Origin of the sequence: Paenibacillus sp. Soil787, from assembly GCF_001429545.1 — a bacterium.
Taxonomy (GTDB): domain Bacteria; phylum Bacillota; class Bacilli; order Paenibacillales; family NBRC-103111; genus Paenibacillus_E.
In genome coordinates, this window is the sequence record NZ_LMSP01000001.1 from 188,702 (window position 1) to 213,698 (window position 24,997).

Below are 24,997 nucleotides of genomic sequence, written 5' to 3' on the forward strand. Positions count from 1 at the left end.
AGTGGAATCAGGAAACGATAAGAAGAAAGAGCATCGGGAAATTACCTATCAGGTCGGATGGAAGAAGGGGAAGATCGAATGGAATGAAGGAGCATCGGAAGCTTTAGCCTTCGAATTATCCATGGAAGATGAGAGTCATGTTGGAGAAAAGCGTCTGCAGCTGTTTTGGCTTCCAGCCATGAGTCTTCCAAGTTGGCTGCTTCTCCCCTTACTTTATTCGCTTCCCGTCTTCTGTTTCCTATTAACGCTTATTCTCATTTATGGCTTGCGTCATGGCTAGCACAATAAGGATTGATTAAGGGGGGCGGCTTTATGAACATGCTTTTAGCCATCATAGGTGGATTGCTGGGCCTTTTTGTAACAGGGGTTGCCATCTATACAGCCTGGATGGTTCATCAGCTTTGGAAGCAGCAGGCGGCAGCACCCAAACCAGCAGGTCTGGTTGAAATTGCTGTTAAATACTTTTCCAGATGGACGGCCATTGATTACGCGGTCATCTTATTATTTATCATCGGTCTTTTACTATTGTTAGCCGAGCTATTTGCTGTTTGGCGAGACCAAACGGTTATTGCTAATTTCCATTTCTCCTACCTGCTCACAGGAATCATTATTTGTGCTATGGGCATGCTTCTTTTGTTTGTACGATTGGTTGTCGTACTTGGTTTTATTCAGTCAGGAGCCTTACATCGCACGCTTACGGTTACGCCAGATCATCAGAATGAGCCAGACCACACTGATAAAGCCAAATAAGGGATACAAGGCGGAAAGCAATATTTTGAAACCAATTTGACTGATCAGATAGCTAAGAATTAGGATACTAATCAAAATAACCTTAGGGTTTAGTTTCATGCGCTGCTGAAGCTGCTGGGACAAGCCGTAGGCGTCAGCAATAAAGGTTGTGAAAATTTCACCGTATATAACGAGCAAATAAGCAACTTGAGGTACGGTCCCTAGTCGGGTAATAATATTTCCCATTGGGATCTCGAATTGTGCGATACCTGGCATTTGTGCGGAGAGTGCGTAATGTGCAGATAACAGAAGCAGACCAATGCCTGCACCGCCGAGCAGTCCGCCCCAGTATAGAACGGATCGATCGCGAATGGATGCTCCCATGGGTACGAGCACGGCTTGGGCCATCGCTAAGTTAAAGGCGGTATAGAGGAAAGGTGCGAACCATATTTTTTCTAAGGGATCATCACTTGTAATGCGCAGCCAGTTACCTGAAGCTGGCGAATGCCACGTGTAAACAACAATGACCAGGCTGAAGAGCAGCATGATGGGAACTACGATTGAATTTACTGTCATAATAGCGCCAATTCCGCGGGACAATACGAAATAGGCGAGTACTAAGGTCACGAAGAGTCCTGTTTGGTAAGAGAGGTGCAGCTGTTCCTCAAATACGGTTCCGCCCCCGGCGAGCATGACGGTTGTAATCCCAAAAAGGACGAGCATCATAAACAAGCTAATGGCGTTACCGATTTTTTGACCAAAAATGGCCCGATTCAAATCCTCATACGATGCCGCCCTCAGATCATGAGCCATTAGCATGAGTTTAATGCCAATCCAGATGAAAAGGATGCTGGATAAAGCAATCGTCAACGATGCTAACCAGCCGTAACGTGTGAAAAACTGCAGGATCTCCTGTCCCGAAGCGAACCCTGCTCCAACAACCGTTCCAATGTAGGTAAAGGCAACACGGACGATCTGTGAACCTGTTCGCATAGATTGCCCCGCTTTCTTTCGTTTGATATAGTACAAGGTATGTTCGTAATCCCATGTGCATGCCTGGAACTTGGGGCAAGCTGTCGTTTCTGTTAAAATGGGAATGAATAAGACGAAGTACAACGCGGGAGTGAGTCTTTTGTGAAGGAATTTCTATATGATTTCATAAGTCATTATGGATATATTGCTTTATACCTTTTGCTGTCTGCCGGAATCGTTGGGGTACCCGTACCAGATGAAACCCTCATGGCTTTCGTGGGTTCGTTAACGGCACTTGGAGGTCCCTTTGATTTTGGAACAACGTTAATTGTGATTTACGCAGGCACGATGACAGGGATGGTAGTCAGTTATTTAATAGGCCATCGTGTGGGTAAACCCTTTCTTTATCGGTATGGCAAATGGTTCAAACTAACTCCGAACCGGATTGAACGAGCCGAGGGTTGGTTTAAGAAGTATGGGCTCTGGACTGTTTTCTTTGGATATTTCGTGCCGGGGGTTCGTCATTTCACCTGTTATTTATCAGGTGTAAGCGGGGTTAAGTTTTACAAGTATTTGTTCTTTGCAGGTACAGGTGCGCTGTTATGGTGTACAACCTTTTTAACATTAGGGCATTTTATTGGCAGCAACTTGGAAGGTTTATTTCAATTAATACATAAATACATGGGAATAAGCTTATTGAGTATAGCGGTTATAGCCATTGTAGGAACGGCCATTTACCTCCATTTCCGGAAGCGGAGAGCGATTTGATTCCCATACACATGAAATAAGACCATGAGTGTCATCCTATAAGAGGAGCATTCATGGTCTTATTTCGTATTCTTTGTGAAATTAATGGTTTGCGAAAAGCTTAATCGATTGGATGGTGCTCTCCGTCGGATCAATATCAAGCTTAAGCAGTGTTCCTTGCGACTTGTAGGAGAGAACATAGGTTGAGTTGGTGTCTGGTTTGCCTAGAATGGCAATAGCGTCTTGGACTTTCTGCCCGAGGCGCAATCCGCGAAGTCCAGGATCTATCTCCGTGGAATGGACGTCAACGAACTCAAGAACATCCTTCTTATTGAAGCCTACGGAGAAATCGGTGAAGTCATAGACTTGAATCGCGTCTTCATCTGCATCCATCACGAATTGTTTCTTCGCCTTCCCAAACCGTTCGAGCACAACGTCCTTACTCGTTCCAAGCTTCAAGCCCATCAACGTTGGTTTCTCTTGTTGATACGCATCCTCTGCTTTAATCTTCGGCTTGGCCGTTGGCTTCGCACTTGCAGATAATTGCGGAATGTCGCTTAGATCCGTTTTGGACGTGCCGGCAACTTGCGCCTCGTGCTTCGCCATGTCTTCCGGCGTTGCTGAAGGTGCTGGCGTCGTTGTTGCTGCTGCGATCGCAGGAGGTGTGCTATCTGCATTCGAGCTACTTTGAACATGGTTAGTTGGATCTATAGTAGGCTGTCCGGAAGGAGCAGATGACTCTTGACATCCAGCTAACAGGAATGAAGCAAATACGACTGGCACAAAGCCAAGCATGATAGGTCTAAGCAGGTTGTTCATCGTCATCTATCCTTTCTGCCGAATAATTGATGTGAAAAATGCAACATTACTAATCATACTGTTTTCTGGTTCTATTTCAATGCATCAAGGTACCCAAATGTGAGCAATTGTAGAACAAATTTTAAAATGCTGATGCCTATATACATATAGACACCTTATGCAGAGTAAAAGTTTCATCTCAAAAGGGGGATATTTACAAATTGGGACTTGAAACCTACTTCATCAATATGGTAACTTACTCATAATAGACAGGATTAGGGGGCCAGAATCATGGAATTGTTAAAACAGCGGATCCTAGAGGTCGGTGTAGTCGTATCGGATCAAGTACTAAAGCTGGATGCCATACTTAATCATCAGGTTGATCCTGGTCTCATCATGGAGATGGGGAAAGAATTTGCAAGATTGTTTAGAGAAACGAAGCCTGACAAGGTGCTTACCGTAGAATCGTCCGGTATTCCGATTGCCTATACGACAGCTTTGCATCTCGAGGTTCCCATGGTATTTGCACGCCGGAAGAAGACGCTGACTATGGATCAAGATACGTATAGTGAGCGTGTGCCTTCCTTCACCAAAGGGATTGTAACGGACATTATGGTATCCTCTCATTTGCTTCACAAAGGCGAGCGAGTTCTGTTGATCGATGATTTTATTGCTAATGGAGACGCTGCACGCGGATTAATTCGTATTATTGAAAAAGCGGAAGCGGAGCTTGTTGGTGTAGGGATTGCGGTTGAAAAATCTTTCCAAGCTGGTGGAAGCTCGATTCGAGAGCGTGGCATTCGTGTGGAATCCTTAGCTCGCATTTCCTCACTGGCGAATGGGCAAATCCGTTTTGACTGATTTTACAATTTGTTCATGTCTTCCCTCAAACTGATTTATCCTTTATAATGATTACATGGTATGAGAGGAGGCTGACATCTATGGGTATCGAAAATGGTTCCATTGAATATTTTATGACAAAGCTTGGGGAAGCCAAAACACATTTTGAACGTGCGCTTGATTGTAAGCATACAGAGTTTGATGACCTGTATCCGTATATGATCGAACATCCTCAATTTTTCTGGTACAAACGATATGTTGCATGGTCCGAGTTGTTAACGATTGTAAAGCTTTGCACAGAACTAGCTATCGCATGGGAACAAGAATTCTCCGCTGCACAAGTGGAATATATTCAGAAGCGCGTAATGTCTAGCAAAGTCCTTGATTTCTGGTTCGAAACGAATGATTCGAAGGAACATGTTAGTTAATTTATGCCCATATAAGGAAGAGGCCAGTGGATCCGAAGAGGATCCGTTGGCCTTTTTCTATGATATAAAGTGGAGTTGGTTTCATGGCTTCATGGCTTTCCCTTCGTTTTGTTGAATTGAGGAACTACGATTCGCTATTTTTGGAAAAATGAGCTGAAAATTGGTTTAGCGGAACGAGGAGCCGTTATTTGATGAAAATTCAACGATTAAGGGACCAAAACAGTGAAATAACGAATCGTCGTTCCCTTTAACCGTTAATTTAGGCTTATATCGCACAAATAGAGGATCGACGTTCCCTTACGGAACGGTAACGGCGGCTTTTTCCGATTCTGTAGGAGCGGAGTTAAGACTCAGACATATGCTCTTTTTCTGCTACTGACACTGCTACTGACACTACTTCTGAATCTGACACTGTTACCGACTGTTTCTTACACTGCTACTTACACTGCTACTCCTACTGCCTCTGCTACTGCCTCTGCTACTGCCTCTGCTACTGCCTCTGCTACTGCCTCTAACTCAGACGCCATTCTCTAAAACGTTCATGCTCTCAATATGCCTTTTCGTTTGAACGGAACCGAGCTTGTGAAGGGTTCGATACACTTCAGTTAAATAATAATCATATTCCTGATTGACCTCTTTGACCTCATTGGAGTTATAAACTTTCCAGGGAAGCCAGGAAGTTGCGTAGCTGCCTTGCGAGGAGTTATCGGTTTCCTCGAAAAGCTCTTGAAGCTTATCAATTTCTTCTTCGGTTGCTATAATCTCGAATTCGAAATTAAGTGCTCCTTTGTCTTCTAGAACTTCCCCCGTGCCAACGTTGACGTAGTACGTTTTTTTATCCACTATAGAACCTCCCATGGAGTAAGTTTGCTATTTGCGTTAACTTTGTTTCGTTATTAGTTAAGTTAACCTCCGTAAAGCGGTTTTATGTAAAGTTTGATCTAAATGCGAATTGGTGTATGCTAAAGAAGTACGTATGACATGTTGGAGGTAAGATGATGATATCTGAAGAACAGCTTGATCAATATAGAGTTGAGAGCACATTACTGCGTGTTATTCGGGACGTCAGTCCAACGAATGATGTGCGTGGAATTGTAGTTGCTTGGGATGATGAGAGTGTGTTAGTTCGCAAGAAAAACCGCAAAGTCGTGAAGCTTGCACGCAATTATATCTATCAACCATACGAGAACGAAAGACCACCTGAATTCATGCTTCCACAGGATCCCATCGAACCAGATGGCGTTTCTGATGACGAATAAGGATGCATGGATAGGATCAATGAAGGTTCCTATCTCTGGTATTCGCATGGAGCTGATAAGTTCCCATCAAGGCACGTATTTGCGGATTTGCAGCAAACATCCTTTGCGAACGCTGAATTCTTCGCCGTGGGGCGGTGGATTCGGCAGGCATAAAGTGATGATGAATCGTCAAGTGGACAAGCTGTATAATGAGGCTGATCCACTTCGCGAGATGGACGATTTCATCCGGCGTGAAGGTTTGAATCCTCAAGAGACAGCGGGTATGCTGACCGCGGCGAAGGTAAAGGACGTTGGCTACTGCGGCCTTACCTGGGATACGGGCGAAGACGGTGATAACAGCGAATTCGGTCAGAAACTTACGATGAAGCCAGAAATGGAGCCCCTTCATGTTTGTTCATGGGTTACGGTGGGGTTGGGGAATAAAGCAAGAGCAGGAGCTGAACTTCCCGCCGCTTCCCTTTATCCTGGAACAATTAACACGATTGTCGTTATCAACGGCTGCTTAACCGATGCGGCCATGGTTAATGCTGTCATTACGGCAACGGAGGCTAAAGTTGCGGCTCTTCAAGCATTAGGCATTGTCGTTGAGGGTCAGTCGGCGACTGGAACGACAACCGATGCCGTACTTATTGCTGCAACGTGCCGCGGCAAGTCCTACAATTACGCGGGTACAGCGACCGCGCTTGGTTACTTGATCGGAAGAACGGTATATGAAGCGATCATACATTCCGGTCAATTGTATGAACAAACGCCCTACTAATCCATGTGGATAAGTAGGGCATGCTATCTAAGATCTACGGAATACCCCGTAAGCAGCTGCAGTTGCAATCACGCCTAGTCCAGATTCATCCTCATCTTCGCTTTTGTAGTTAGGATCATGCACAATGGCTTCAGCTTCACCTTCTGTGAGATTCCTTTGATTGCCTGTATATTTCGGTTCCAAGGCGTTGATTTCTTCCTCATTCATAGTCATTCCTCCTTTGCGAATAGGGTTAGGAGTGTAGGGAGGAATTATTCACGAATTGTAAAAAGTACCGTTGACTAGCTCTCATTTTCCATGTTATATTAGATTTTGTCGCCGCTATTATGATATTGTTCATAGTGCAGACCTATACGCGATCATGGCGGAATTGGCAGACGCGCACGGTTCAGGTCCGTGTGGGCTTACCCCCGTGGAGGTTCGAGTCCTCTTGATCGCATACGAAGCAACAACCCTTTCAGATACATCCGGAGGGGTTGTTTTGTTTTTGCGCAGGTGTGTAGCGGCTTTCATGAAAACTAGGTATAATACATAGTATAGATTGTACATCCTTACAAAGGGGCTGATGTTTCATGGATAGAACGATTACGGTTACGCATTCTGGCAGTTTTGCTCATGTGCTTCAAACGTTTGCAATTTCCCTGTTGGTTTCCTTCCTGGGGACATTGATCGGTGCCATTGTCGTTCCGCCATCGATGATTATGCTTTTCGTCATTGCTGAGGTGGTCATGCTGGTGGCAGCAATCATTATTCGTGTTCGCGGCAAGCATATCGGATACGGCTTTCTTTATGCATTTACTGCGATTTCAGGGGTTACTCTATACCCAGTCATCATGGCGTATGGCGGTATACTGGGCGCACACGTTGTATCAGGTGCATTCTTCGCGACTGCAGCCATTTTCGGCGGACTTGCCTTCTATGCTCATCGTTCGCAGCGTGATTTCAGCTTTCTAGGCGGGTTCTTGTTTGCTGGAACGATTGGACTTGTGCTTATGAGTGTGGTCAGTATGTTCGTTAACTTTGGTTCTGCGATGAACCTAGTATGGTCAATGATCGGTATCTTGATATTCAGTGGTTGGGTTCTCTATGATGTGGCTCAATATCGTAATGGTGTATCGGCGGAAGAGGTTCCACTCGCAGCATTAAATATTTATCTCGATTTCATTAATCTCTTCTTGTATATCTTGAGGTTCTTAGCCTCAATTGTTGGAGTAAACAGGGATTAAACAGATCATCAAAAACACCAAAAAAGCACTTTCGATTTCTCACCGTAGGGTGGGAAGCGAAGGTGCTTTTTGTGCGTAGACAAGAAAGTATAAATTTTATTACACTTCGCGTCATCAGTCTTGACAAACGCGCTCGTCCCTGAAGACGACGGAGTCGTTTATCCTTGTTATAAGCTATCTTAGGAGATCGAGCTTAGCTTGACCTGAACTTGAACGGATTGAAAATAGGAGATATCTCCACGGAAGCTTCGATTAATTTCGAGCAGGGTATGCAGGATTTGGATGAGCTCAGCATGGTTCAATTGAACGATGGCTGTTTCCTCCTGCTCGGTTCTGCGCAATTTGACCTCAAATAGCTGATTGGATTCATCCATTTGAATCTCTAGCTGCTCCGTTAGCAGCATCTGTTTCCACATCCAAGCTAGCACCTCTCTCTCTCTACTTTCTCTAGTGTATGCTTGGATACCATGAATAGACGTGTAACTGATCCATGGATTTTAATGAAACAAGCACGATTTCCTTTCTCTGTTCATACAATTTAATGATCCTATAAGGGGAGAGAGGAGATGACCTATGGCGGCTTGCAGCACATGGACGTATAGAGGGATTTCGTCTTCGGTATTCAAATCCTTACAACAAGTCGGCAGAAAGCAGGGCATTACGATTCCTAATACAACACAAGGCAAGTTCATGATTACAGTGGTTGGCATGAATGTCGGATTTCAATATGCGTGGGATACAAGCGCTCAAACCTTGTTATTGCATTGTGATAATAAACCGATGCTGCTTGGTTGCAGCACGATTAAATCTTTTGCAGACAAAATCATTGCGGAGAGTGGCGGCAAACTCGGTTAATATCCTATATTCCACCTGCCTTCGCCAGTTTAAGCTCCTGTCTCTATGGTTAAAATAGGGATAGAAGGCAGGTGGACATATGGCAAAAAGCGATGATCTGGTTAAGTACATAACGCAGCAAGTTGTCACGTATATAGAAACACCAAAGGAAGTTCGTCAGCAGGTTAAAGCCATGAACAAGGAACAGCGTGAAAGCTGGCAAACACGTTGGTTCGGCATGCTGCCGCTTGCCACACGAATGCTGATTGATCAAGCAAAATCCAAAAAGTAAGATGACAAAACCTCTTCACCTATAATCAGGAGATTTAGTTAAACCTGATGAATGGTGCGAGAGGTTTTTTAGTCTCCATATCGAATATAGTCAGGACGAACGTACAACCATAAATTGGGGGAAGAAGTCATAATGAAACTTGAGAAAAACAATAAGCTTGTCATGATTGGTGATTCCGTTACGGATTGCGAACGATCAAGACCGATTGGCGAAGGATTATTCGGAGCTTTAGGTAAAGGCTACGTTTCTATCATAGACGGGCTGATCAATGCAACGTATCCAGAGCTTCAAATTCGGACTGTTAATGTGGGTACCAGCGGCAATACGGTGCTTGATCTCCAAGACAGATGGCAAACGGATGTCATCGATTTGAAGCCGGATTGGTTGTCTATCATGATCGGTATTAATGACGTATGGAGGCATTTTGATGTACCGCATCAAAAGGAAAACCAAGTGGGCATTGAGACTTATGAAAAGACGTTAAGAGAGTTAGTCGAACAGACACGTCCTCTTGTCAAAGGGCTTGTATTGATGACACCCTTTTACATAGAGCCGAATCCGCAAGATGCCATGCGTGCCAAAATGGATCAATACGGGGCAGTCGTGAAACAGATAGCCGAAGAAACGGGTTCCCTTTTCGTGAATACGCAAGCTGCTTTCGAACCTGTTCTCCAGGCTTACTACCCTGCATACATAGCATGGGATCGTGTACATCCGAACAACGTCGGACATACCATTTTAGCTAAAGCTTTTCTAAAAGCTATTGATTTTACTTGGAAATAAAGCGTAAAGCCTTAGACCTCTGGATTCAGCGGTCTAAGGCTTTTTTTAAGGGAAAATATGTCCTAGCTTTAGAGCATTATCTAACAGCACGTAACGTGATCCAACATGGTCTAAAGTCAGGTAGGAATCCCCATCTGCCCATTGTTGATAACCAAGAATAGCGAGCGGCAGCGTGACTTGACCATTATAGAGCTCAGTGACATAGGTTAACTTAGCTTGAGTGTTTAAAGCCTTTTGAAGTTCGCTCAGTTTGGTCACTTGAATAGGCTTTCCTTGGACCCATGGGAGTCGATCATAAGGATCAAAGGCGGGAAATAACGCCGTTTGAGCTTTGCTCGACAGATTGGTTGCTTCTGGCCGATCCTCTGTAATCCTCGGGGCAGGGTCCTCTTTGAGCGGAAGCAGCTCTCCGGATTTGGCATCCAAATAGTACGTTTGGTCTTGCAAACTTACTTTCCATACAGCGGTTAGCTGGTCCATGTAAAGCCGATCTAAAATAATCGCATCATTTTGAACAAAATCGGAGTAAGAAGTAGTAGTTGGAATTAGTTCCTGCTGTACCAAAGAACGATACAGCGTGGTCAAGCTGAATAGCGGATTGTTGCCAGTTCCGTATTCGGTTAATCGGAAGGAGCCTTTGTCCGTGGCATGTACGATCATGTAGCCAACATCCTGTCCATGATCGGTGAGGATAACTACCCAACCATGTGTGCCTGGCCCGAGTGGGTAACTGTTCCATGTTGCTGTCTCCCAGCTTTCAAACCCCGATTCCCGAGCGAGAGTTGTTCGCCAAGTGTTGATCGTAGCGGTCAAAGTGGATTCACTCCGCAATTCTGGTAATGGCTTCGTCGTTGTGTTACTAGCTATCGTTTCCCTTGCTGACTGCGTGTAGCTTGTCCGTTCTACGGAGTCGCCTGCAGAGGTGTGGAGTGGTATGAATAATAAACTGCCCATACTAATAATGCAGGCCGCCGTCCATGTTGTCCACAATTTCATCCTCGTTCACCTACCTATCGTTATCCTCTAGTGGTATGAACCTATTAATCTATTGTAATTCTTATGCCTTAAAAAGATTGTTAGAACCTGTAGTGTTAATTTTGCGATGTTTTAGCGACTGACGTCAGTTCCTGGGTGCTCGTCCGGCGTTTAAATGAAACAAACCGCAATTGATGACAGATACGGCAATACGAGGTTTATGCTGCCAGTCAATTTCTTGCAGGCGGTTGCGGCATTGGGTTTCGATTTCGTCTCTTTTGTCAGGTTCGGCGCTCAGCAAGAGACCGTTGTAATAAGCTTCTACACGATTGATTTCGCTGCGGTGCTGCTCGTTAGCTTCATCGGCCCAAGAATGATCATACCTACTAACTTTACGCTCGAGCATCATCTCAAGGGCATTAATAGCTTTAGGAAGCGAAATCGTGTCAGGTAAAATGTGACTATTCGCAGGAAGCTTCGGAGAGAGGCTCTTGGTAAGCATATGTTTATGAAAATGTTCCCGAATTTCCCCGCTATTCAGTTGTATAGCGAGAGAGTGAATCTCGCTCCGTTTGCGGTCGCAAGCTAGCTCTACCTTGTAATTCACGCAGAACCAGGTGTCATAGACAAGCGCAGCGTGATAGGTAGCACTCATCGGGAAGGGTTCCTCAAACAAATGAACGAATCGTCCGCGTTCACGGACAATTGTGAACATTTGTTCTAGGCGCCTACTGCCGAAGGTCACTTCGTCCTGCGGAAGCCGCTGGGAAATGACAGTCGTAGGGACGAAGCCGAAATAGCGGCCGAGAATGCTGTCTGAGTTTCCATCGGGTGGCTGGGGAACTTGGATCTGGTTCTGGCTCTGACCGTGGCCCTGGCCCTGGCCTTGGCTGGGCGCCCCCACATTAGGTAGGCTTTTGACAGCTGTTGCGGTGGACTTCGTTTTCGTCTCCAGCTTCATCTGTTCAGGGTCGAAGATGAACTTATAGGTCATCGTTTCGGCAGCAGCCCCTGTTCGTTCAACGAAGCTCCAATAGTAAGGGCGACCTGTCATCTCTCTATCTGCTTCAGGGGAGAGTTTTGCAGTGACGTAAGCTGGTGATTTCTCTAAAATCGTGCAGTTATAAGCTTCAAGAAAGCGCATGACGAACGAATGGATGTTGCGTTTATTCATGGCCTTACCTCGATGTTTTGCGTGCCGTAAGCGGCATCAAGAATGCCTTGGAAGGCTGCCCCGTATACGGGATTTTGTTCAATTTCCGATTTGACCTCGGTAAACGAATGACCTAGCTCATCGATCTTTCTGCGTATATCTTCACTTGAGCCAGCCTCCATGACCATGCGGAATAAGGATGTTTCGAGTGAGCCTTTTTTCTCGATTTTCTCGAGGATGGTATCAAGTTGACCGATAACCAGCTCAAACATATTGATTTTCTCGTGCAGCAAAGAAAGAATATGCTCTTCAATCGTGTTTCGGGTAGAAAGGTTATAGATGTTGACATCATGCGTTTGTCCAAGTCGATGCACACGGCCAATTCGCTGTTCAACACGCATGGGGTTCCAAGGCAGATCGAAATTAATCATGTTATGGCAAAACTGTAGATTAATCCCCTCGCCGCCAGCCTCTGTTGCGACAAGGACTTGTACCCGATTACGGAATAAATCCATCATCCAATCTTTTTTACCGCGATTCATACCGCCTCTGTAGGGGACAGCTGTTATTTTATGCTCCTTCAAATAATTGAGCAGATACTCTTGGGAAGCGCGATATTCGGTGAAAATGATGACTTTATCATTAATTTCTTGTATGAGCTTCATCGTGGTCTCTGCTTTGGTGTTCGCTTTGATACTGCGAATCAGCTCAACAAGCTCCCATATTTTGGCGCGCTGCGGCGAGTCCTCGGCTGTTTTCTTGAACAAATTGACGAGCGTGATGAAGACAGCGTCCCGGGAACTGCAGACTTCGCGCTGCAAAGTGATAAGTGAGAGCATACTGCTGAGATCACCGGCGCTCTCTTGGTACCTGGTTCGAACGAAATTCGTTACACCCTCGTAGAGTGCCTGTTCATCATTTGAGAGCGTGAGCGGAATGTTCTTCACAATCCTTTTGGTATAATGAACGCCGCCTTCGCCGCGACGATTGCGAATCATAACCTTGGATAGCTCCTGTTGAAGCTGACCCTCGTTTTTCGGTATCCTTTTGCCAACCACATAATTGGTTTTGAAGCTGCTATGAACCCCAAGTTGACCTGGCTTGAGCAGGGTGATGAGATTGAATAGCTCTTTCAAGTCATTCTGCACCGGTGTGGCGGTGAGCAAAAGGCAGTACTTTTTACGCAGTTCGTTAACGAAGGTGTAGTTTGTCGTTTTCTTATTTTTGAGCTTGTGGGCCTCGTCGACGATCAGCATGTCATATTCAAGACCCATGACAATTTCGCGATGCGGATCACGTTTGGCGGTGTCCATAGAGGCCACAATGACGTCGCTTTGCTTCCACATATAGGCTTTTTTATGAGCAACAGCTGGAATGCCGAATTTGCTATTCAATTCCCGGACCCATTGCAGCACAAGAGAAGCGGGTACGAGGATAAGCGTTTTGCGGACTAAGCCGCGGATCATGTATTCTTTTAAAATCAAACCAGCCTCAATCGTTTTCCCAAGCCCAACTTCATCGGCCAAAATAGCCCGACCCCGCATCTCGTTAAGCACACGTTTCGCCGTATCAATCTGATGAGCCATAGGTTCAAGCTGCCCTAGATGAACGAGGGACTGCATCTCGTCAAACGTCGAAATAAGCCTCGATTCTTCCGATTCGTAGGCTAGCTGGTACAGCGTCCAGTCGTCCCATGGACCACCTCCGCGCACACGATTATCCAGCTCAGTAAACCAGTCCCTCTCAAAGTGCATATCAAGCTGATTATGAATGGGGCGAATGTTCTCTTGCTGTTCAGGTTGACGCATTGATGTGCCCTCCTTAAAGTTTTGCGCAGCAAAACTAACTTCGTAAGCATGAGCTGAGTTTTCGTTAGAAAGCTGACTTTGTAAGCATGAGCTGAGCTTTCGTGAGAAAATTGAGAAGTCTATATTTCAGACTTCTCAGCAACACTTTAGCTACTTTTACGGCGATGAGAAGTCCATTTCGGCTCTCTCAGCATATATTTGTCGGTTAACAAGCATCCTTATGGCTCCGAGAAGTCCTTTTTGGACTTCTCAGCAACACTTTGCTGAGAGAGAACCAGTACTGGGTTTTCAGATCCGCCAGCAAATGATTCGAAGCTCACCAGTTTTACGTCGAATACGTGTTAGTATGTCCAGAAGAGGCGCTTTCATAACTTTTCCATAGAAGTTGTCGTGAACGGTATCGAAGTTAAAAGTCCACCAAGTGGCGCGAAACCTGAATTGATGTAAAAAGTGCATCAAATTCAGCCTGTAACAGCGTATTTGAAAGAAATGCTGCAAAAAGTGCAGCTAATCTGGCAATTACTGCTCGTATCGCGCTAGAACTCGGATTTTTGCTGCACAAAATGCATGATAATGGCTATTAATTGAAAATAGATGATGATTTGCTGCACATTTTGCATCTACTTGTTAGTAATCTGAAGACTCTGAAACCGTAACTATTGATGCTACCGCAAAAAGCATCTACAAAACGTCCAATTGCAGCTCCCGTGTGGAGGTTTAATTACTTGGAGTAGCTAGCTCTTGCATTTGGAGTTATTTGTATTCGTTCTGGATTTCATTAGCAGGCGCGGCTCTCCACCGACTCTAACATCGTAAGTATGTACGATTTTATGATATGATATAGGTTGTCTTCGGATAGCAAAGTGGGAAAGGGTGACAGAAAGAGATGACGACATGGCGATTTATACATACAGGAGATCGTTCTCCTGCTGAAAATATGGCATTAGATGAAGCAATACTGACCGCTCATAGTGAAGGGCTCGTTCCTCCAACGGTTCGTTTCTACGGATGGAATCCGGCAACGCTGTCGATTGGCTACTTTCAAAAGGCATCGGAAGTCGATCAGGAAGCGGTAGCCAATGAGGGAATTGGCTTCGTGCGTCGGCCAACCGGAGGTAGAGCCGTGCTGCACGACAAGGAATTGACGTACAGCATTATCGTTGCCGAGGATTATCCGGGCATTCCGCGTAATGTGACAGAAGCCTATCGCGTGCTGAGCGAGGGGCTTTTGCAAGGATTTCGGGCGCTGGGACTGGGCGCAGAAATGGTGCAGCTCGCGAGTGATGAGGAGAAGGAGAAGTACGCATCCGCCGGATCAGCGGCCTGCTTCGATTCCCCCTCCTGGTATGAACTGGTTGTTGAGGGACGCAAAGTCGCCGGCAGTGCGCAGGTTCGGCAAAGAAATGTCGTACTGCAGCACGGCTCCATCCTGCTCGACATGGATACAGATCAGCTATTTCGCATGCTGCGTTTCTCGAACGAGAAGGTTGCGGATCGAATGAAACAGAGTTTTTTGAAGAAAGCTGTGGCTATTAATGAACTGCTTCGGGCGCAAGATAAAGAGGCGGTGACGCTTAGTCAGGTGGAGGAAGCATTTCGTCGTGAGATCGCGCTGGGGCTTGGCGTGGAGCTAGTTGAGGAATCGTTGACACCTTATGAAATTGAACTTTCTGAGCAACTTGTACGTGAGAAATATGGTACGGATGAGTGGAATTTGCGTCGTTAAGCGAAAGCGTGAGCGAAAGTGCAAAAAGAGGCTATCCCAAAATTTTTATTTAGGGGCATAGAAAATAAAAAATGAGAAGGCAAGATTATTCTTGTCTTCTCATTTTATGTTTATCTGTCGACTGCGAGGGAAAGTAGACCTGACTTCTAGTTAGCGGAACGTCGATTCTTTATTTCGGGAAATCTGCGCTTGAAATTGAATAAGAGGAACGTGAGTGCTCTATTTGATCAATAGGAACGATCCGGAAGCAAAAACAATGAAATAACGCATCGACGTTCCTCTTCCTCATGATTTTGGGTGGTTTTCGTCCAATTAACGCATCGACGTTCCCTCAGCAAATTCTGGTTACCATAGCATTTTACAGTAAAGGGTTAGAGAGGCATAACATCCAAAAATCGCTTTTGGGACATCCTATATCTATTAAAACATTATTGTGCAAAAGTACGTTCAAACTCATTCTGCAGAGTACGTGTAATCGGACCTGGCGCGCCGGTCCCAATTGCCTTGCCATCGATCTGTAAGATTGGAGTAATTTCCACGGTAGTTCCTGTGATAAAAGCTTCATCAGAGAGCAGAAGCTGCTCTGTCGTAAAAGGTTCTTCTTTAACAGTGATATTTTGTGAATGAGCTAACCTCAAAACGACAGCCCGAGTAATACCATGAAGGATCAAATGATTAGCTGGGTGCGTGTAAAGTACGCCATCCTTGATCATCATCAAATTAGAGGCGCTGCATTCTGTGACGGTGCCACTGCGATGCAGCACGACTTCTTGCACCCCGTGATCAAGCGCTGCTTGTTTGGCCATGACATTTGGTAGAAGATTGAGCGTTTTGAGATCACATCTCAGCCAGCGGATATCCTCTAATGTGATTGCATTAATGCCATTATGTATTGTAGCAATGGGTCTGCGCACCTCTGTGCAGTAGGCCATCAGAATGGGGTCGGATTGAGCAGGGAACGGATGTGCCCGGGGAGCTTCGCCTCTAGTAATTTGCATATAAACAGTGCCTTCATTGAGACCATTCTTTTCAATAAGCTGCGTGAGAATATGACCCATTTTTTCAATAGTAAAAGGCAGTTCTATCCGCACTTCACTTGCGGTTCTTTGGAGCCTCTGCATATGAGGAGCTTGCTCATAAATTTTCCCGTTATAAACCCGGAATACTTCATATATCCCATCTCCAAAGTAGTAGCCACGATCATCTGGTGAAAGAAGAATGTCCTTCTTGTTGACGAATTCATTTTTAAAGAAATACATATCCAACATCTCCTCAAGCGTTTTCTTATGAAAGTAGTACTGAAACCTTTTTCCGTATTTTCCAAAAAGTATTTATCGAACAAATGTTCTAAAAAGAAATAAAATGTGTTATCCTATTTATAGGTTAGCAGAGGAATTAACGATCGTCAAAACGAGCTGTATAGCCTATCTCATCTTGCTTGGTTGAATGATTAAATTTGGTTGTTCTGATCGCGAAAAAGAGAGAATTAGTAAGTAAGGATTAGCTAATATGATTAAGGGCTGTCTTAATAACGAAATTTGGTTCTTTGGCTATTAGAAGATCAATATATAGTGAGGTATAATGAATTTCGCACACCACATATTGTAATTTTACATAAACTTCATAAAGTAACTTTAATTTTAGTTGTAGCTGAGTATGTAGCTTATTGGGAGGGAATTATGGATGGGGATTGTACAGTCTAATAAGAAGCTGGATGGATTAAGCGAGAAAATATTTTTGGATCGTTATGCACTCAAAAATGCGGATACGAGTTTGGCCAAGGTGGGCGATACCGTTCTCGTTTTAACGAAGGATGACCCTAAATTCCCTGCCAAAGAAGTTGGCGAAATTATCAGTCGTAATGGCAATACCGTTAAAGTAAAGACAAGAAGTGGTGAGACTGTTGAATCCGCAGTTGAAAAGCTCACTTTAAATATTGAGAAGACACCGGAAGAAATGTGGAACCGCTTGGCAGGTGCAATGGCCTCTGTCGAAGCAACCCCTGAGAAACGTAAAGAATGGACAGATAAATTCAAATATATTCTTGATGATTGGAAGCTTGTACCAGGCGGACGTATTGCTGCTGGTGCTGATGCAAGTGATGAACTGACCCTGTTTAACTGCTATGTGATCCCGTCCCCACACGATAGCCGAGGCGGAATTATGAGCACACTCTCGGAAATGACGGAAATTATGTCGCGCGGCGGTGGGGTTGGTATCAATCTCTCTTCCCTTCGTCCACGTCGATCTGTTGTGAAAGGTGTGAATGGCTCATCCAGCGGTGCTGTTTCTTGGGGTGGTTTGTTCAGTTATACAACAGGCTTAATTGAACAAGGCGGCAGCCGTCGCGGAGCACTAATGCTCATGATTAACGACTGGCACCCAGATCTTGAGGATTTCATTACGGTGAAATCAACGATGGGTCAAATTACGAATGCGAATTTATCCGTTTGTGTAAGCAATGGATTTATGAAAGCCGTTAAAGAAGATCTCGAGTGGGAGCTTGTTTTCCCAGATACAACAGACCCTGATTACAACGATAAATGGGATGGCAACTTAGATGCTTGGAAAAAGCTTGGTAAATCCGTCAAGCCTTATCGCACAGTAAGAGCACGTGATGTTTGGCATACAATCATTGAGTCTGCTTGGAAATCAGCTGAGCCTGGTGTTGTATTCCTGGAATACTACAACCAAATGTCCAACAGTTGGTATTTCAATCCGATTATTTGTACGAATCCATGCGGGGAGCAGGGGCTTCCGGCTTGGGGGGTTTGCAACTTATCTGCTATTAATCTATCTAAGTTTTATGACGCGGAGAAACACGATGTGGATTGGGCAGATTTGGCCAAAGTCGTTCGTTATTCGACTCGCTTTCTCGATAATGTTATCGATAAGACACCTTATCATTTTGAAGAAAATCGTACGAATCAACAAGGCGAGCGGCGCGTAGGTTTAGGTACTATGGGCCTTGCTGAACTGATGATTAAATTGGAAGTTCGATATGGAAGTCCGGAATCGCTTGTATTTTTGGACAAAATCTATGGCTTTATGGCTAGAGAAGCTTATCTGGCATCGGCTGAAATTGCTGGAGAAAAAGGCTCTTTCAAAGAATTTATTGAAGATAAGTTCCTTGAGAGCGGCTTTATGAAAAACATGACGAAAGTATTCCCTGAAGTTGGCGAAGCGATCAAGCAAAATGGCATGCGCAACGTAACAGTGATTACCCAAGCTCCTACTGGAAGTACGGGGACAATGGTGGGTACATCGACTGGTATTGAGCCTTACTTTGCTTTTGAATATTATCGTCAAAGCCGTCTTGGCTTTGATAAACAATATGTGCCGATCGCACAGGAGTGGAAAGATGCGAATCCGGGTCAAGAACTGCCGGACTACTTCGTAACCTCCATGACATTGACTGCGGAGGATCATATCCGAGCGCAAGCTGCGATTCAGACATGGGTTGATAGCTCGATCTCCAAAACAGCGAATTGTCCTGCGGATTTCACCGTGGAAGAAACGAAACGTTTATATGAATTGGCTTTCGATCTAGGTTGTAAAGGTGTAACCATCTACCGCGATGGCAGCCGAGATGTGCAAGTATTGAGTACAAGCGCGGACAAAAAGGAAGAGAAGAAAGCAGAAGCAGCTCCAGTGGCTGTTGCCGCGGAAGCTGTGAAAGAAGAAGAGAGCTTAACTAATCTATCAGGTAAACTAGCTGTAGATGTGGATACGAAGACGGAGCAAGTATTCGATAAACAATACAAGCGCCGTCCGCAAATTCTACGCGGTGCAACGTATAAAGTGAATACCCCGTTCGGGATGGCGTATATCACGATTAATGATATGAACGGCACGCCGAGTGAAATCTTCCTCAACGTAGGAAAAGCAGGCTCCGACGTGTTCGCGATGTCCGAAGCACTCGGCCGCGTGTGTTCCTTGTTCTTGCGTTATGGTGACCACGGCGATAAAGTGAAGCTGCTCGTGAAGCACTTGAAAGGCATTGGCGGTTCCGGCGCCATTGGCTTCGGCAACAACCGCGTCGAGTCTATCGCAGACGCAGTTGCCAAAGCGCTCGAGCAGCATGACGAAGTGATGAACGAGCAAGACGACGCGCGGAACTACGTGACCGCGACGAGTGAAGTGCTGGATGCGCCAGCACCAGCACCTGTAGTGGAAGCGGGGCACACGGGTCACAGCGGCAGCACGGCTAACGCTGCGCCGAAGGACCTGTGCCCGTCGTGTGGTTCCGCTTCGCTGGTGAACAGCGAAGGGTGTAAGAATTGCGTCAACTGCGGATACAGCAGGTGTTCGTAGGAAAGAGCCAGGGCGGGAGCCCTGGTTTTTTTGTTATTTTTCATAAATAACTGTAAATGTTTCAAAATTTGTTGCAGTTTTTGTTTCAAAAATAAAGATATGCAAGTAAATGCATGAATATACATCGAATAACTCAATGTTGCTGAGTATCTGGGACTTCACCAGAGTTATGTAGGACAAATTTGAGTAATTGAGAAATGTCATAATAGAAAACGAAATGCCACTCACTCATAGAAAATGAGAAGTGTCGTTTCGTTTTTCCATTTACGGTAGGTATAGCAAATTCTAGGTTGAGTTAGACGCAATAAATAGAAATAATAATTTTTTATATAAATCAATAAAAAACAATGTTTTTTATTGATTTATATGTGGGTGATGGAATTGTGAGGAACTTACCCTTACATCAGTTTCATATTCTGTATAAAATCTACAAAAGCATTAATTAGTGATATTTGCAAAGATTCCTTTCGATAAATCATCCATGATTTACGCAAGATAGGCTCCCCGTAATTAGTCCTTAGTTGTATACGATGCAAGTGTTCATTATCTCCTAAGACGATGTTGGGAAGTATCGCGTACCCAAATCCGCTGGATACCATCTCTTTGCATGTTTCCATATGATCTACTTCCATTGTTACTGTTGGTGGTACTGAGTACGTCTCCTTCCACCAATTATCAAATACATTTTCTAAGGACAAGTCCGTTTTATAACTGATTCTAGGTAATTTTGGCAGATCGTTTAATGAGATCTCTCTGTTCGATACAATCCAAATATTCTCTGTCATAATTAGATGTTTTTCTTCGGGCCAATTATAATCTCCTCGAATAAATCCGATATGGACATCCTGCTTATATACCGAATTTATTAATTCTGAGCTGCGGTTTGAAGTTACTTTAAACTCAACATCGGGGTATTCAGTATGGAATTTTTTTAACATTCCTGGGAGTTTGTAACGTCCTAGACTGCTTGCAGTACCGATTTTTAGTGTACCAGATATTTTATTATCCATACTTAATAAATGCTCTTTTGTTTTTTGTAATTGCTGTAGAAGATCCTTTGCATATCTCACCAAATATTCACCCTGAGGCGTAAATTCTATACCTCTTCTTCCCCGGTACATGATTTTGATCCCAAATTGCTTTTCTAATTGTTGAATACGGTAACTTAAAGAAGGTTGAGATACGTATAAAAGCTCAGCAGTTTTTGTTAAATTTTGGTGTTCGAAAAGTGTTTGTAATAACATGCAGTCTCTTTCTTCCATAATAAAATCACTCATTTCATGAAAATAGTATGGTTTAATTTTAAACACAAGTGGAGTTAGGAATCAAATAATTTTATCGATTATTATAAATTTTAACACTTTGTTTTATTCCATGGAACATGGTAATTTAATTTTACAGAGCCATAAATGGCTTTTAGCAAGCAGCATCTTATTATAGCAAACCTAATTCAAGCGAGAAGAAAGTAGGGGGAGCAATGGCCTTAATACAGTAGGGCAAGTTTAGAGAAATTATAAGCATACAATCCAGAGACCCTATTGATGGATGAGCCATTTGGGGCTTTGGACGCTCAGATGCGCTTGATTCTGCAAGATAAATTATTGGAAATTTGGAAAGAAACCCAAAAAACAGTCATCTCTGTTACACACGATCATGATGAGGCGGTGACTTTGGGTGACCGAGTAGGGGTATTTAGCAAACTGCCTGGAACCATTAAATTTATGGAGAATATCAACATATCGAGGCCCAGAGACGTTATGAATACACGCTTTTTAGACGAGTTTACGAAAGCGTATTCAAAACTATGGAATGCACTTAAAGATGAATTTGAAATGGAGGTACGCAGATGAATTCAGCAAGAGTGTCGGATAGCCGGATTGGAGTGGACATGCACCTGGCAAATCATTCATTCATAATAAAAAGTGTGTTGGATTCTTTAAGTTATCATCGATCCGCCTAGTACTATTAATTATATTATTGGTAAGTTGGCAGTACGGATCCGGGAGATTTATTGATAAATTTTGGATTAGTACGCCACTTGATTTATTGAAATCGCTTGCAAAAAACGGGGGAGTTATTTTTCCATTTGGCAATAACCGCTGAGGAGACCCCTGCTAGGTTTTTTCATCGGCGCTTTAAGCGGCGGAATCGTAGGTATTTTTCTGGGGCGATGGACGTTTGGTGCCAAAATCTTCGAGCCATTCATTATGGCGCTATATAGTTTAGTTTACCTAAAGAAACCTTGGCCCCTTTATTTAAACAAGAATTAAGGGGGTCATCATGAAGGTTTTATACTTATTTAGGCGCAGACTTTTTGGGCTTCATAAATTTGGAATATTAGAGATTTAAAATTTCTATTAAATACGATAAAAAATGCATATTTTTTTTATAACAATTCTGATGGTAAAGTTAAGTTGTTGCTCCCGGGTGAATGCTGAAGGCTTAGACTACAAATTATATGACTACGATGGAGGAAAGAAAATTGAATATCATCCAAAATGAAAGCGGAAACAATATTTCAAGCCGTCTAGATCATCTACCGATTACAAGTATTCATAAAAAAGTTATAGCGGCTCTGGCTATTGTTTATTTCTTTGAGTTTGCCGACCTCAATACGTTTTCTTACGTTGCACCTGCATTAAAAAAACATTGGGGAATGTCCGTGAGCACGATTGGCATTGTTACATCTTGTTCTTTTTTGGGAATGTTTCTTGGTTCTGCATTCGGTGGATGGGTAGCCGATAGATTTGGGAGAAGAAATGCCATTATTACAAACACTATGTTTTTCTCTATTCTTTCTTTATTAACAGCTTTTGCTTGGGATCCGGTTTCGCTAGGCGTCTTGCGGTTTTTAACAGGTATGGGAGCCTCAGCCGCTCTTGTAAACGCAAATACTTATATCAGTGAATTTTTCCCTTCTGCTTCTCGCGGCAAATACCAAGGTATAACGATTGCGGTGGGGTTACTCGGAATTCCTTTAACTGCTTGGGCTTCGAGTTATTTCGTTACTTTAGGACCGGATGGATGGAGGTACGTGTTCGCGTGGGGTGCGTTAGGGCTACTCTCAATTTTCTTTCTTCGTAAGCTTGTAGAAATACCCCGATGGCACTTTGCCCGCGGAGATTTTACAAAAGCAGAAGCCATTATGCAGAGAATCGAGGATACTGTTCGCCTGGAAAAGGGAGAATTGCCTACTATTACTGAAGTTATCCTTAAGCCAAAGGCACAATTGAAAACAGGTTCTCTTATCGAATTGTTTAAAGGGAAATACCTTGGCAGAACGTCGATTCTGACTTTAACGTGGATTTTCCAAACTATCGGTTTCTACGGATTTTCCTCCTGGGTCCCAACACTACTCGTACAGCACGGTATCGAATTGAACAAATCATTAGTTTACAGTTCTTTAATTACGATTGGTGCACCGTTAGGCGCTTTAGTAGGCGCTTTTATTTCAGACCGTTTCGAACGAAAGTGGAATTTGGCCGTATCGTCCATAGTAATTGCAATTTGTGTCCTTTTATACGGAATGACTTTTAACCCTGTGTTTCTAATATCATTTGGATTTTTAGTTAATCTAGTGGAGAGAGTATTCTCTTCGAATTTATACACGTATACCTCCGAATTATACCCTACTGAGATAAGAGCTACAGGATATGGTTTTACTTATGGTATCGGCAGAGTTTCAAATGTTTTGGGACCAATCGTTATAAGTTATTTTATCATTCACTTAGGGAATATGAGTGTCTTTTCTTTAATCGCCGCCACTTGGATCGGTTCAGCCGTGGCACTTAGTTTCGGTCCTAAGACCAATAAGCGTAATCTGGACGAGATCAATAGTGATGATCCGATAAAGGTTCAACAGTCGTCAGTAACTGTGAAATAATTATAAAGACGATATAAAGGCGCTGCAGCAAGGTAGAGCTTTGTATCGTCTTTTTTTGGGTCAGCCTAGCTCCAATTCGTTATTACTTTTATTTCCACATCGGGGTTTCTAAGATGAAATTACTTGAGAATACCGAGCAGCACATATTAAGTAATGTTTCCTTAAACTTAGAAATCAATATTTTTTATTGAATATTATAAAAAAACAATATTTTATTTATTTCTAACGTTCTAATACATTTAAATCTGTAAGTCAAAAGAATTATCAAACAGAAATGTTTTATTAAGGAGTGGTACGTGATGAACGATTTCGGACAAATGATAAAAATCCCGACAACCATCATGAGGGGAGGTACAAGCAAAGGTCTGATCTTACGAAAATACGATCTCCCTTCCAATCCGGACCAAAGGGATAAATTGATTTTGAGAATGTTCGGTAGTCCGGACAGCAGTCAAATCGATGGGTTGGGCGGGGGAACAAGTTTGACGAGTAAGCTAGCGATCGTAGGTCCGCCCTCGCGGCCCGGAGCACATATCGATTATACCTTTGGTCAAGTCAGTGTCGAAAACCATGTCATCGATTATAGAGTGACCTGTGGAAATTTAGTTACGGCAGTAGGACTTTATGCTGCTGAAGAAGGATTTGTCCCATTAACGGAACCTGTTACAGCGGTCCATATTTATAATACGAATATCGATAAAATCATTGTAGCCGAAATACCAGTAGCTAATGGACAAATCATCTATGATGGGGATTTCTCCATTGATGGTGTACCCGGCGTATCCTCGAAGATCATGCTGAACTTTTTGAATTCGGGAGGTACCTTTACAGGAAATACTTTACCAACAGGCAATGCTAAGGATACGGTTCAAATTGACGACGGCAGGAGATTTGAAGTTAGTATTGTTGATTGCGCCAATACGATTGTCATTGTCAGGGCTGAGGATGTAGGAGCCAAGGGGACGGAGTTGCAGCAAGAGGTTAATCAAAACACGGAACTGCTGGATACGTTAGAAAAAATAAGAGTGCAGGGCGGCATCCTCGCTGGGCTCATTAAACCGGGAGAGGTCGTTAAACCATCTACTCACGCCTTACCGAAGATCATCATGGTTACTGCTGCTACAGATTATGTAACCCTGACGAATAGAGAAATTAAACAGGGGGAAGTCGACATTATTTCTCGGTATATGACTATGGGTGCTTTGCATAAAGCACATGCAGTGAGCGGAGCTATGGCATTAGCAACTGCGTGTAAAATTCCGGGAACTCTTCCTTTCGAGATTGCACCCCCGAGATCCGGCGTAAGGATAGGACACCCATCAGGTACAATGTACGTCGAGACCAAAGTGGAGTACGAGGACTTAGAGTGGAATGTGGTCCGCGCCGCTTGTGGGAGGACCGCAAGAAGGCTAATGGACGGATACTCGTATGTACCTGCCTCTGTGTTAGGTGCTTAGAAGTAAAGGTGAA

Annotated in this window: 26 protein-coding genes and 1 tRNA gene; 17 read left to right on the top strand and 10 right to left on the bottom strand. The window is 43.9% G+C overall.

The genetic code is table 11. The annotated features are described in order from the left end of the window. Position 1 precedes the first annotated feature (1 nt). Positions 2 to 280, top strand: coding sequence for a hypothetical protein (locus tag ASG93_RS00875; protein WP_056827896.1), 279 nt, complete (start codon positions 2 to 4; stop codon positions 278 to 280). A 32-nt stretch (positions 281 to 312) separates the two neighbouring features. Continuing rightward, entirely contained in the window at positions 313 to 750 is a 438-nt protein-coding gene (locus ASG93_RS00880; protein ID WP_056827898.1) for a hypothetical protein, read from the top strand. Here the strand turns inward: ASG93_RS00880 and ASG93_RS00885 are convergent. Further along, a complete protein-coding gene (locus tag ASG93_RS00885; RefSeq protein WP_056827900.1) occupies positions 682 to 1,722 on the bottom strand; it encodes a hypothetical protein in 1,041 nt (346 codons plus the stop codon). The genes ASG93_RS00880 and ASG93_RS00885 overlap by 69 nt on opposite strands. 141 nt (positions 1,723 to 1,863) lie before the next feature. Here ASG93_RS00885 and ASG93_RS00890 point away from each other — a divergent pair, with 141 nt between their 5' ends. After that, positions 1,864 to 2,469, top strand: a complete 606-nt coding sequence (locus tag ASG93_RS00890; protein ID WP_056827902.1) for a DedA family protein — start codon at positions 1,864 to 1,866, stop codon at positions 2,467 to 2,469. An 81-nt stretch (positions 2,470 to 2,550) separates the two neighbouring features. Here ASG93_RS00890 and ASG93_RS00895 read toward each other — a convergent pair whose 3' ends face one another. Continuing rightward, positions 2,551 to 3,267, bottom strand: coding sequence for a hypothetical protein (locus ASG93_RS00895; protein WP_056827904.1), 717 nt, complete (start codon positions 3,265 to 3,267; stop codon positions 2,551 to 2,553). Positions 3,268 to 3,537: 270 nt separating this feature from the next. On the opposite strand from ASG93_RS00895, the gene ASG93_RS00900 reads away from it, so the two are divergent. Both ASG93_RS00900 and ASG93_RS00905 read left to right on the top strand, forming a co-directional pair. Beyond that, positions 3,538 to 4,107, top strand: a complete 570-nt coding sequence (locus ASG93_RS00900) for a xanthine phosphoribosyltransferase (protein WP_056827906.1) — start codon at positions 3,538 to 3,540, stop codon at positions 4,105 to 4,107. A gap of 80 nt (positions 4,108 to 4,187) precedes the next feature. Next, positions 4,188 to 4,514 carry a hypothetical protein gene (locus ASG93_RS00905; RefSeq protein WP_056827908.1) on the top strand — a complete coding sequence of 109 codons (327 nt, stop codon included), beginning with the start codon at positions 4,188 to 4,190 and terminating at the stop codon, positions 4,512 to 4,514. 516 nt (positions 4,515 to 5,030) lie between these two features. On the opposite strand, the gene ASG93_RS00910 is transcribed toward ASG93_RS00905, so the two are convergent. Then, positions 5,031 to 5,357: a hypothetical protein gene (locus ASG93_RS00910; protein WP_056827910.1), complete on the bottom strand. Its 327-nt coding sequence runs from the start codon at positions 5,355 to 5,357 to the stop codon at positions 5,031 to 5,033. Between the two features lie 152 nt (positions 5,358 to 5,509). Here ASG93_RS00910 and ASG93_RS00915 point away from each other — a divergent pair, with 152 nt between their 5' ends. Beyond that, positions 5,510 to 5,773, top strand: a complete 264-nt coding sequence (locus ASG93_RS00915; protein ID WP_321166664.1) for a hypothetical protein — start codon at positions 5,510 to 5,512, stop codon at positions 5,771 to 5,773. Next, positions 5,763 to 6,533, top strand: coding sequence for an adenosylcobinamide amidohydrolase (locus ASG93_RS00920; RefSeq protein WP_235550690.1), 771 nt, complete (start codon positions 5,763 to 5,765; stop codon positions 6,531 to 6,533). The genes ASG93_RS00915 and ASG93_RS00920 overlap by 11 nt, the downstream gene beginning before the upstream one ends. Before the next feature lie 27 nt (positions 6,534 to 6,560). On the opposite strand, the gene ASG93_RS00925 is transcribed toward ASG93_RS00920, so the two are convergent. After that, the gene (locus tag ASG93_RS00925) at positions 6,561 to 6,740 is read right to left on the bottom strand and encodes a hypothetical protein (RefSeq protein WP_056827916.1); all 180 of its coding nucleotides are present in this window, start codon (positions 6,738 to 6,740) and stop codon (positions 6,561 to 6,563) included. A gap of 148 nt (positions 6,741 to 6,888) precedes the next feature. On the opposite strand from ASG93_RS00925, the gene ASG93_RS00930 reads away from it, so the two are divergent. Both ASG93_RS00930 and ASG93_RS00935 read left to right on the top strand, forming a co-directional pair. Further along, a tRNA-Leu gene (locus ASG93_RS00930) sits at positions 6,889 to 6,972 on the top strand. A 133-nt stretch (positions 6,973 to 7,105) separates the two neighbouring features. Next, positions 7,106 to 7,759, top strand: a complete 654-nt coding sequence (locus ASG93_RS00935; protein ID WP_056827919.1) for a Bax inhibitor-1 family protein — start codon at positions 7,106 to 7,108, stop codon at positions 7,757 to 7,759. A gap of 179 nt (positions 7,760 to 7,938) precedes the next feature. Here the strand turns inward: ASG93_RS00935 and ASG93_RS00940 are convergent, their stop codons facing one another. After that, positions 7,939 to 8,175, bottom strand: a complete 237-nt coding sequence (locus ASG93_RS00940; RefSeq protein ID WP_056827920.1) for a hypothetical protein — start codon at positions 8,173 to 8,175, stop codon at positions 7,939 to 7,941. A gap of 157 nt (positions 8,176 to 8,332) precedes the next feature. Between ASG93_RS00940 and ASG93_RS00945 the strand changes: the two genes are divergently transcribed. From ASG93_RS00945 to ASG93_RS00955, 3 genes are all read left to right on the top strand, one after another. Beyond that, positions 8,333 to 8,614 carry a hypothetical protein gene (locus ASG93_RS00945; protein WP_056827922.1) on the top strand — a complete coding sequence of 94 codons (282 nt, stop codon included), beginning with the start codon at positions 8,333 to 8,335 and terminating at the stop codon, positions 8,612 to 8,614. A gap of 79 nt (positions 8,615 to 8,693) precedes the next feature. Then, a complete protein-coding gene (locus ASG93_RS00950) occupies positions 8,694 to 8,885 on the top strand; it encodes a YqzE family protein (protein ID WP_056827924.1) in 192 nt (63 codons plus the stop codon). Between the two features lie 132 nt (positions 8,886 to 9,017). Further along, positions 9,018 to 9,668: an SGNH/GDSL hydrolase family protein gene (locus ASG93_RS00955; RefSeq protein WP_056827926.1), complete on the top strand. Its 651-nt coding sequence runs from the start codon at positions 9,018 to 9,020 to the stop codon at positions 9,666 to 9,668. A 45-nt stretch (positions 9,669 to 9,713) separates the two neighbouring features. Here the strand turns inward: ASG93_RS00955 and ASG93_RS00960 are convergent, their stop codons facing one another. The 3 genes from ASG93_RS00960 to ASG93_RS00970 all read right to left on the bottom strand — a co-directional run bounded on the left by ASG93_RS00960 (position 9,714) and on the right by ASG93_RS00970 (position 13,604). Further along, positions 9,714 to 10,664 (bottom strand): hypothetical protein, encoded by a 951-nt coding sequence (locus tag ASG93_RS00960; protein ID WP_056827928.1) that lies wholly within the window; start codon positions 10,662 to 10,664, stop codon positions 9,714 to 9,716. A gap of 124 nt (positions 10,665 to 10,788) precedes the next feature. Continuing rightward, on the bottom strand, positions 10,789 to 11,817 hold the full coding sequence (locus ASG93_RS00965; protein ID WP_056827930.1) for a YqhG family protein: 1,029 nt from the start codon (positions 11,815 to 11,817) through the stop codon (positions 10,789 to 10,791). Then, a complete protein-coding gene (locus ASG93_RS00970) occupies positions 11,814 to 13,604 on the bottom strand; it encodes a DEAD/DEAH box helicase (RefSeq protein ID WP_056827931.1) in 1,791 nt (596 codons plus the stop codon). The genes ASG93_RS00965 and ASG93_RS00970 overlap by 4 nt, the downstream gene beginning before the upstream one ends. Positions 13,605 to 14,490: 886 nt before the next feature. On the opposite strand from ASG93_RS00970, the gene ASG93_RS00975 reads away from it, so the two are divergent. Beyond that, on the top strand, positions 14,491 to 15,330 hold the full coding sequence (locus ASG93_RS00975) for a biotin/lipoate A/B protein ligase family protein (RefSeq protein WP_056827933.1): 840 nt from the start codon (positions 14,491 to 14,493) through the stop codon (positions 15,328 to 15,330). 428 nt (positions 15,331 to 15,758) lie between these two features. Here the strand turns inward: ASG93_RS00975 and dat are convergent, their stop codons facing one another. Then, a complete protein-coding gene (gene dat / locus ASG93_RS00980) occupies positions 15,759 to 16,589 on the bottom strand; it encodes a D-amino-acid transaminase (RefSeq protein WP_056827935.1) in 831 nt (276 codons plus the stop codon). A gap of 424 nt (positions 16,590 to 17,013) precedes the next feature. Here dat and ASG93_RS00985 point away from each other — a divergent pair, with 424 nt between their 5' ends. Then, positions 17,014 to 19,644: an adenosylcobalamin-dependent ribonucleoside-diphosphate reductase gene (locus ASG93_RS00985; protein ID WP_056827938.1), complete on the top strand. Its 2,631-nt coding sequence runs from the start codon at positions 17,014 to 17,016 to the stop codon at positions 19,642 to 19,644. A gap of 398 nt (positions 19,645 to 20,042) precedes the next feature. On the opposite strand, the gene ASG93_RS00990 is transcribed toward ASG93_RS00985, so the two are convergent. Beyond that, positions 20,043 to 20,906 (bottom strand): LysR family transcriptional regulator, encoded by an 864-nt coding sequence (locus ASG93_RS00990; protein WP_056827940.1) that lies wholly within the window; start codon positions 20,904 to 20,906, stop codon positions 20,043 to 20,045. 279 nt (positions 20,907 to 21,185) lie between these two features. Between ASG93_RS00990 and ASG93_RS00995 the strand changes: the two genes are divergently transcribed. The 3 genes from ASG93_RS00995 to ASG93_RS01005 all read left to right on the top strand — a co-directional run bounded on the left by ASG93_RS00995 (position 21,186) and on the right by ASG93_RS01005 (position 24,984). After that, on the top strand, positions 21,186 to 21,494 hold the full coding sequence (locus ASG93_RS00995; protein WP_056827942.1) for a hypothetical protein: 309 nt from the start codon (positions 21,186 to 21,188) through the stop codon (positions 21,492 to 21,494). 641 nt (positions 21,495 to 22,135) lie between these two features. Then, a complete protein-coding gene (locus ASG93_RS01000; RefSeq protein ID WP_235550723.1) occupies positions 22,136 to 23,527 on the top strand; it encodes an MFS transporter in 1,392 nt (463 codons plus the stop codon). A 299-nt stretch (positions 23,528 to 23,826) separates the two neighbouring features. Further along, positions 23,827 to 24,984 carry a 2-methylaconitate cis-trans isomerase PrpF family protein gene (locus ASG93_RS01005; RefSeq protein WP_056827946.1) on the top strand — a complete coding sequence of 386 codons (1,158 nt, stop codon included), beginning with the start codon at positions 23,827 to 23,829 and terminating at the stop codon, positions 24,982 to 24,984. Positions 24,985 to 24,997: the final 13 nt, after the last annotated feature.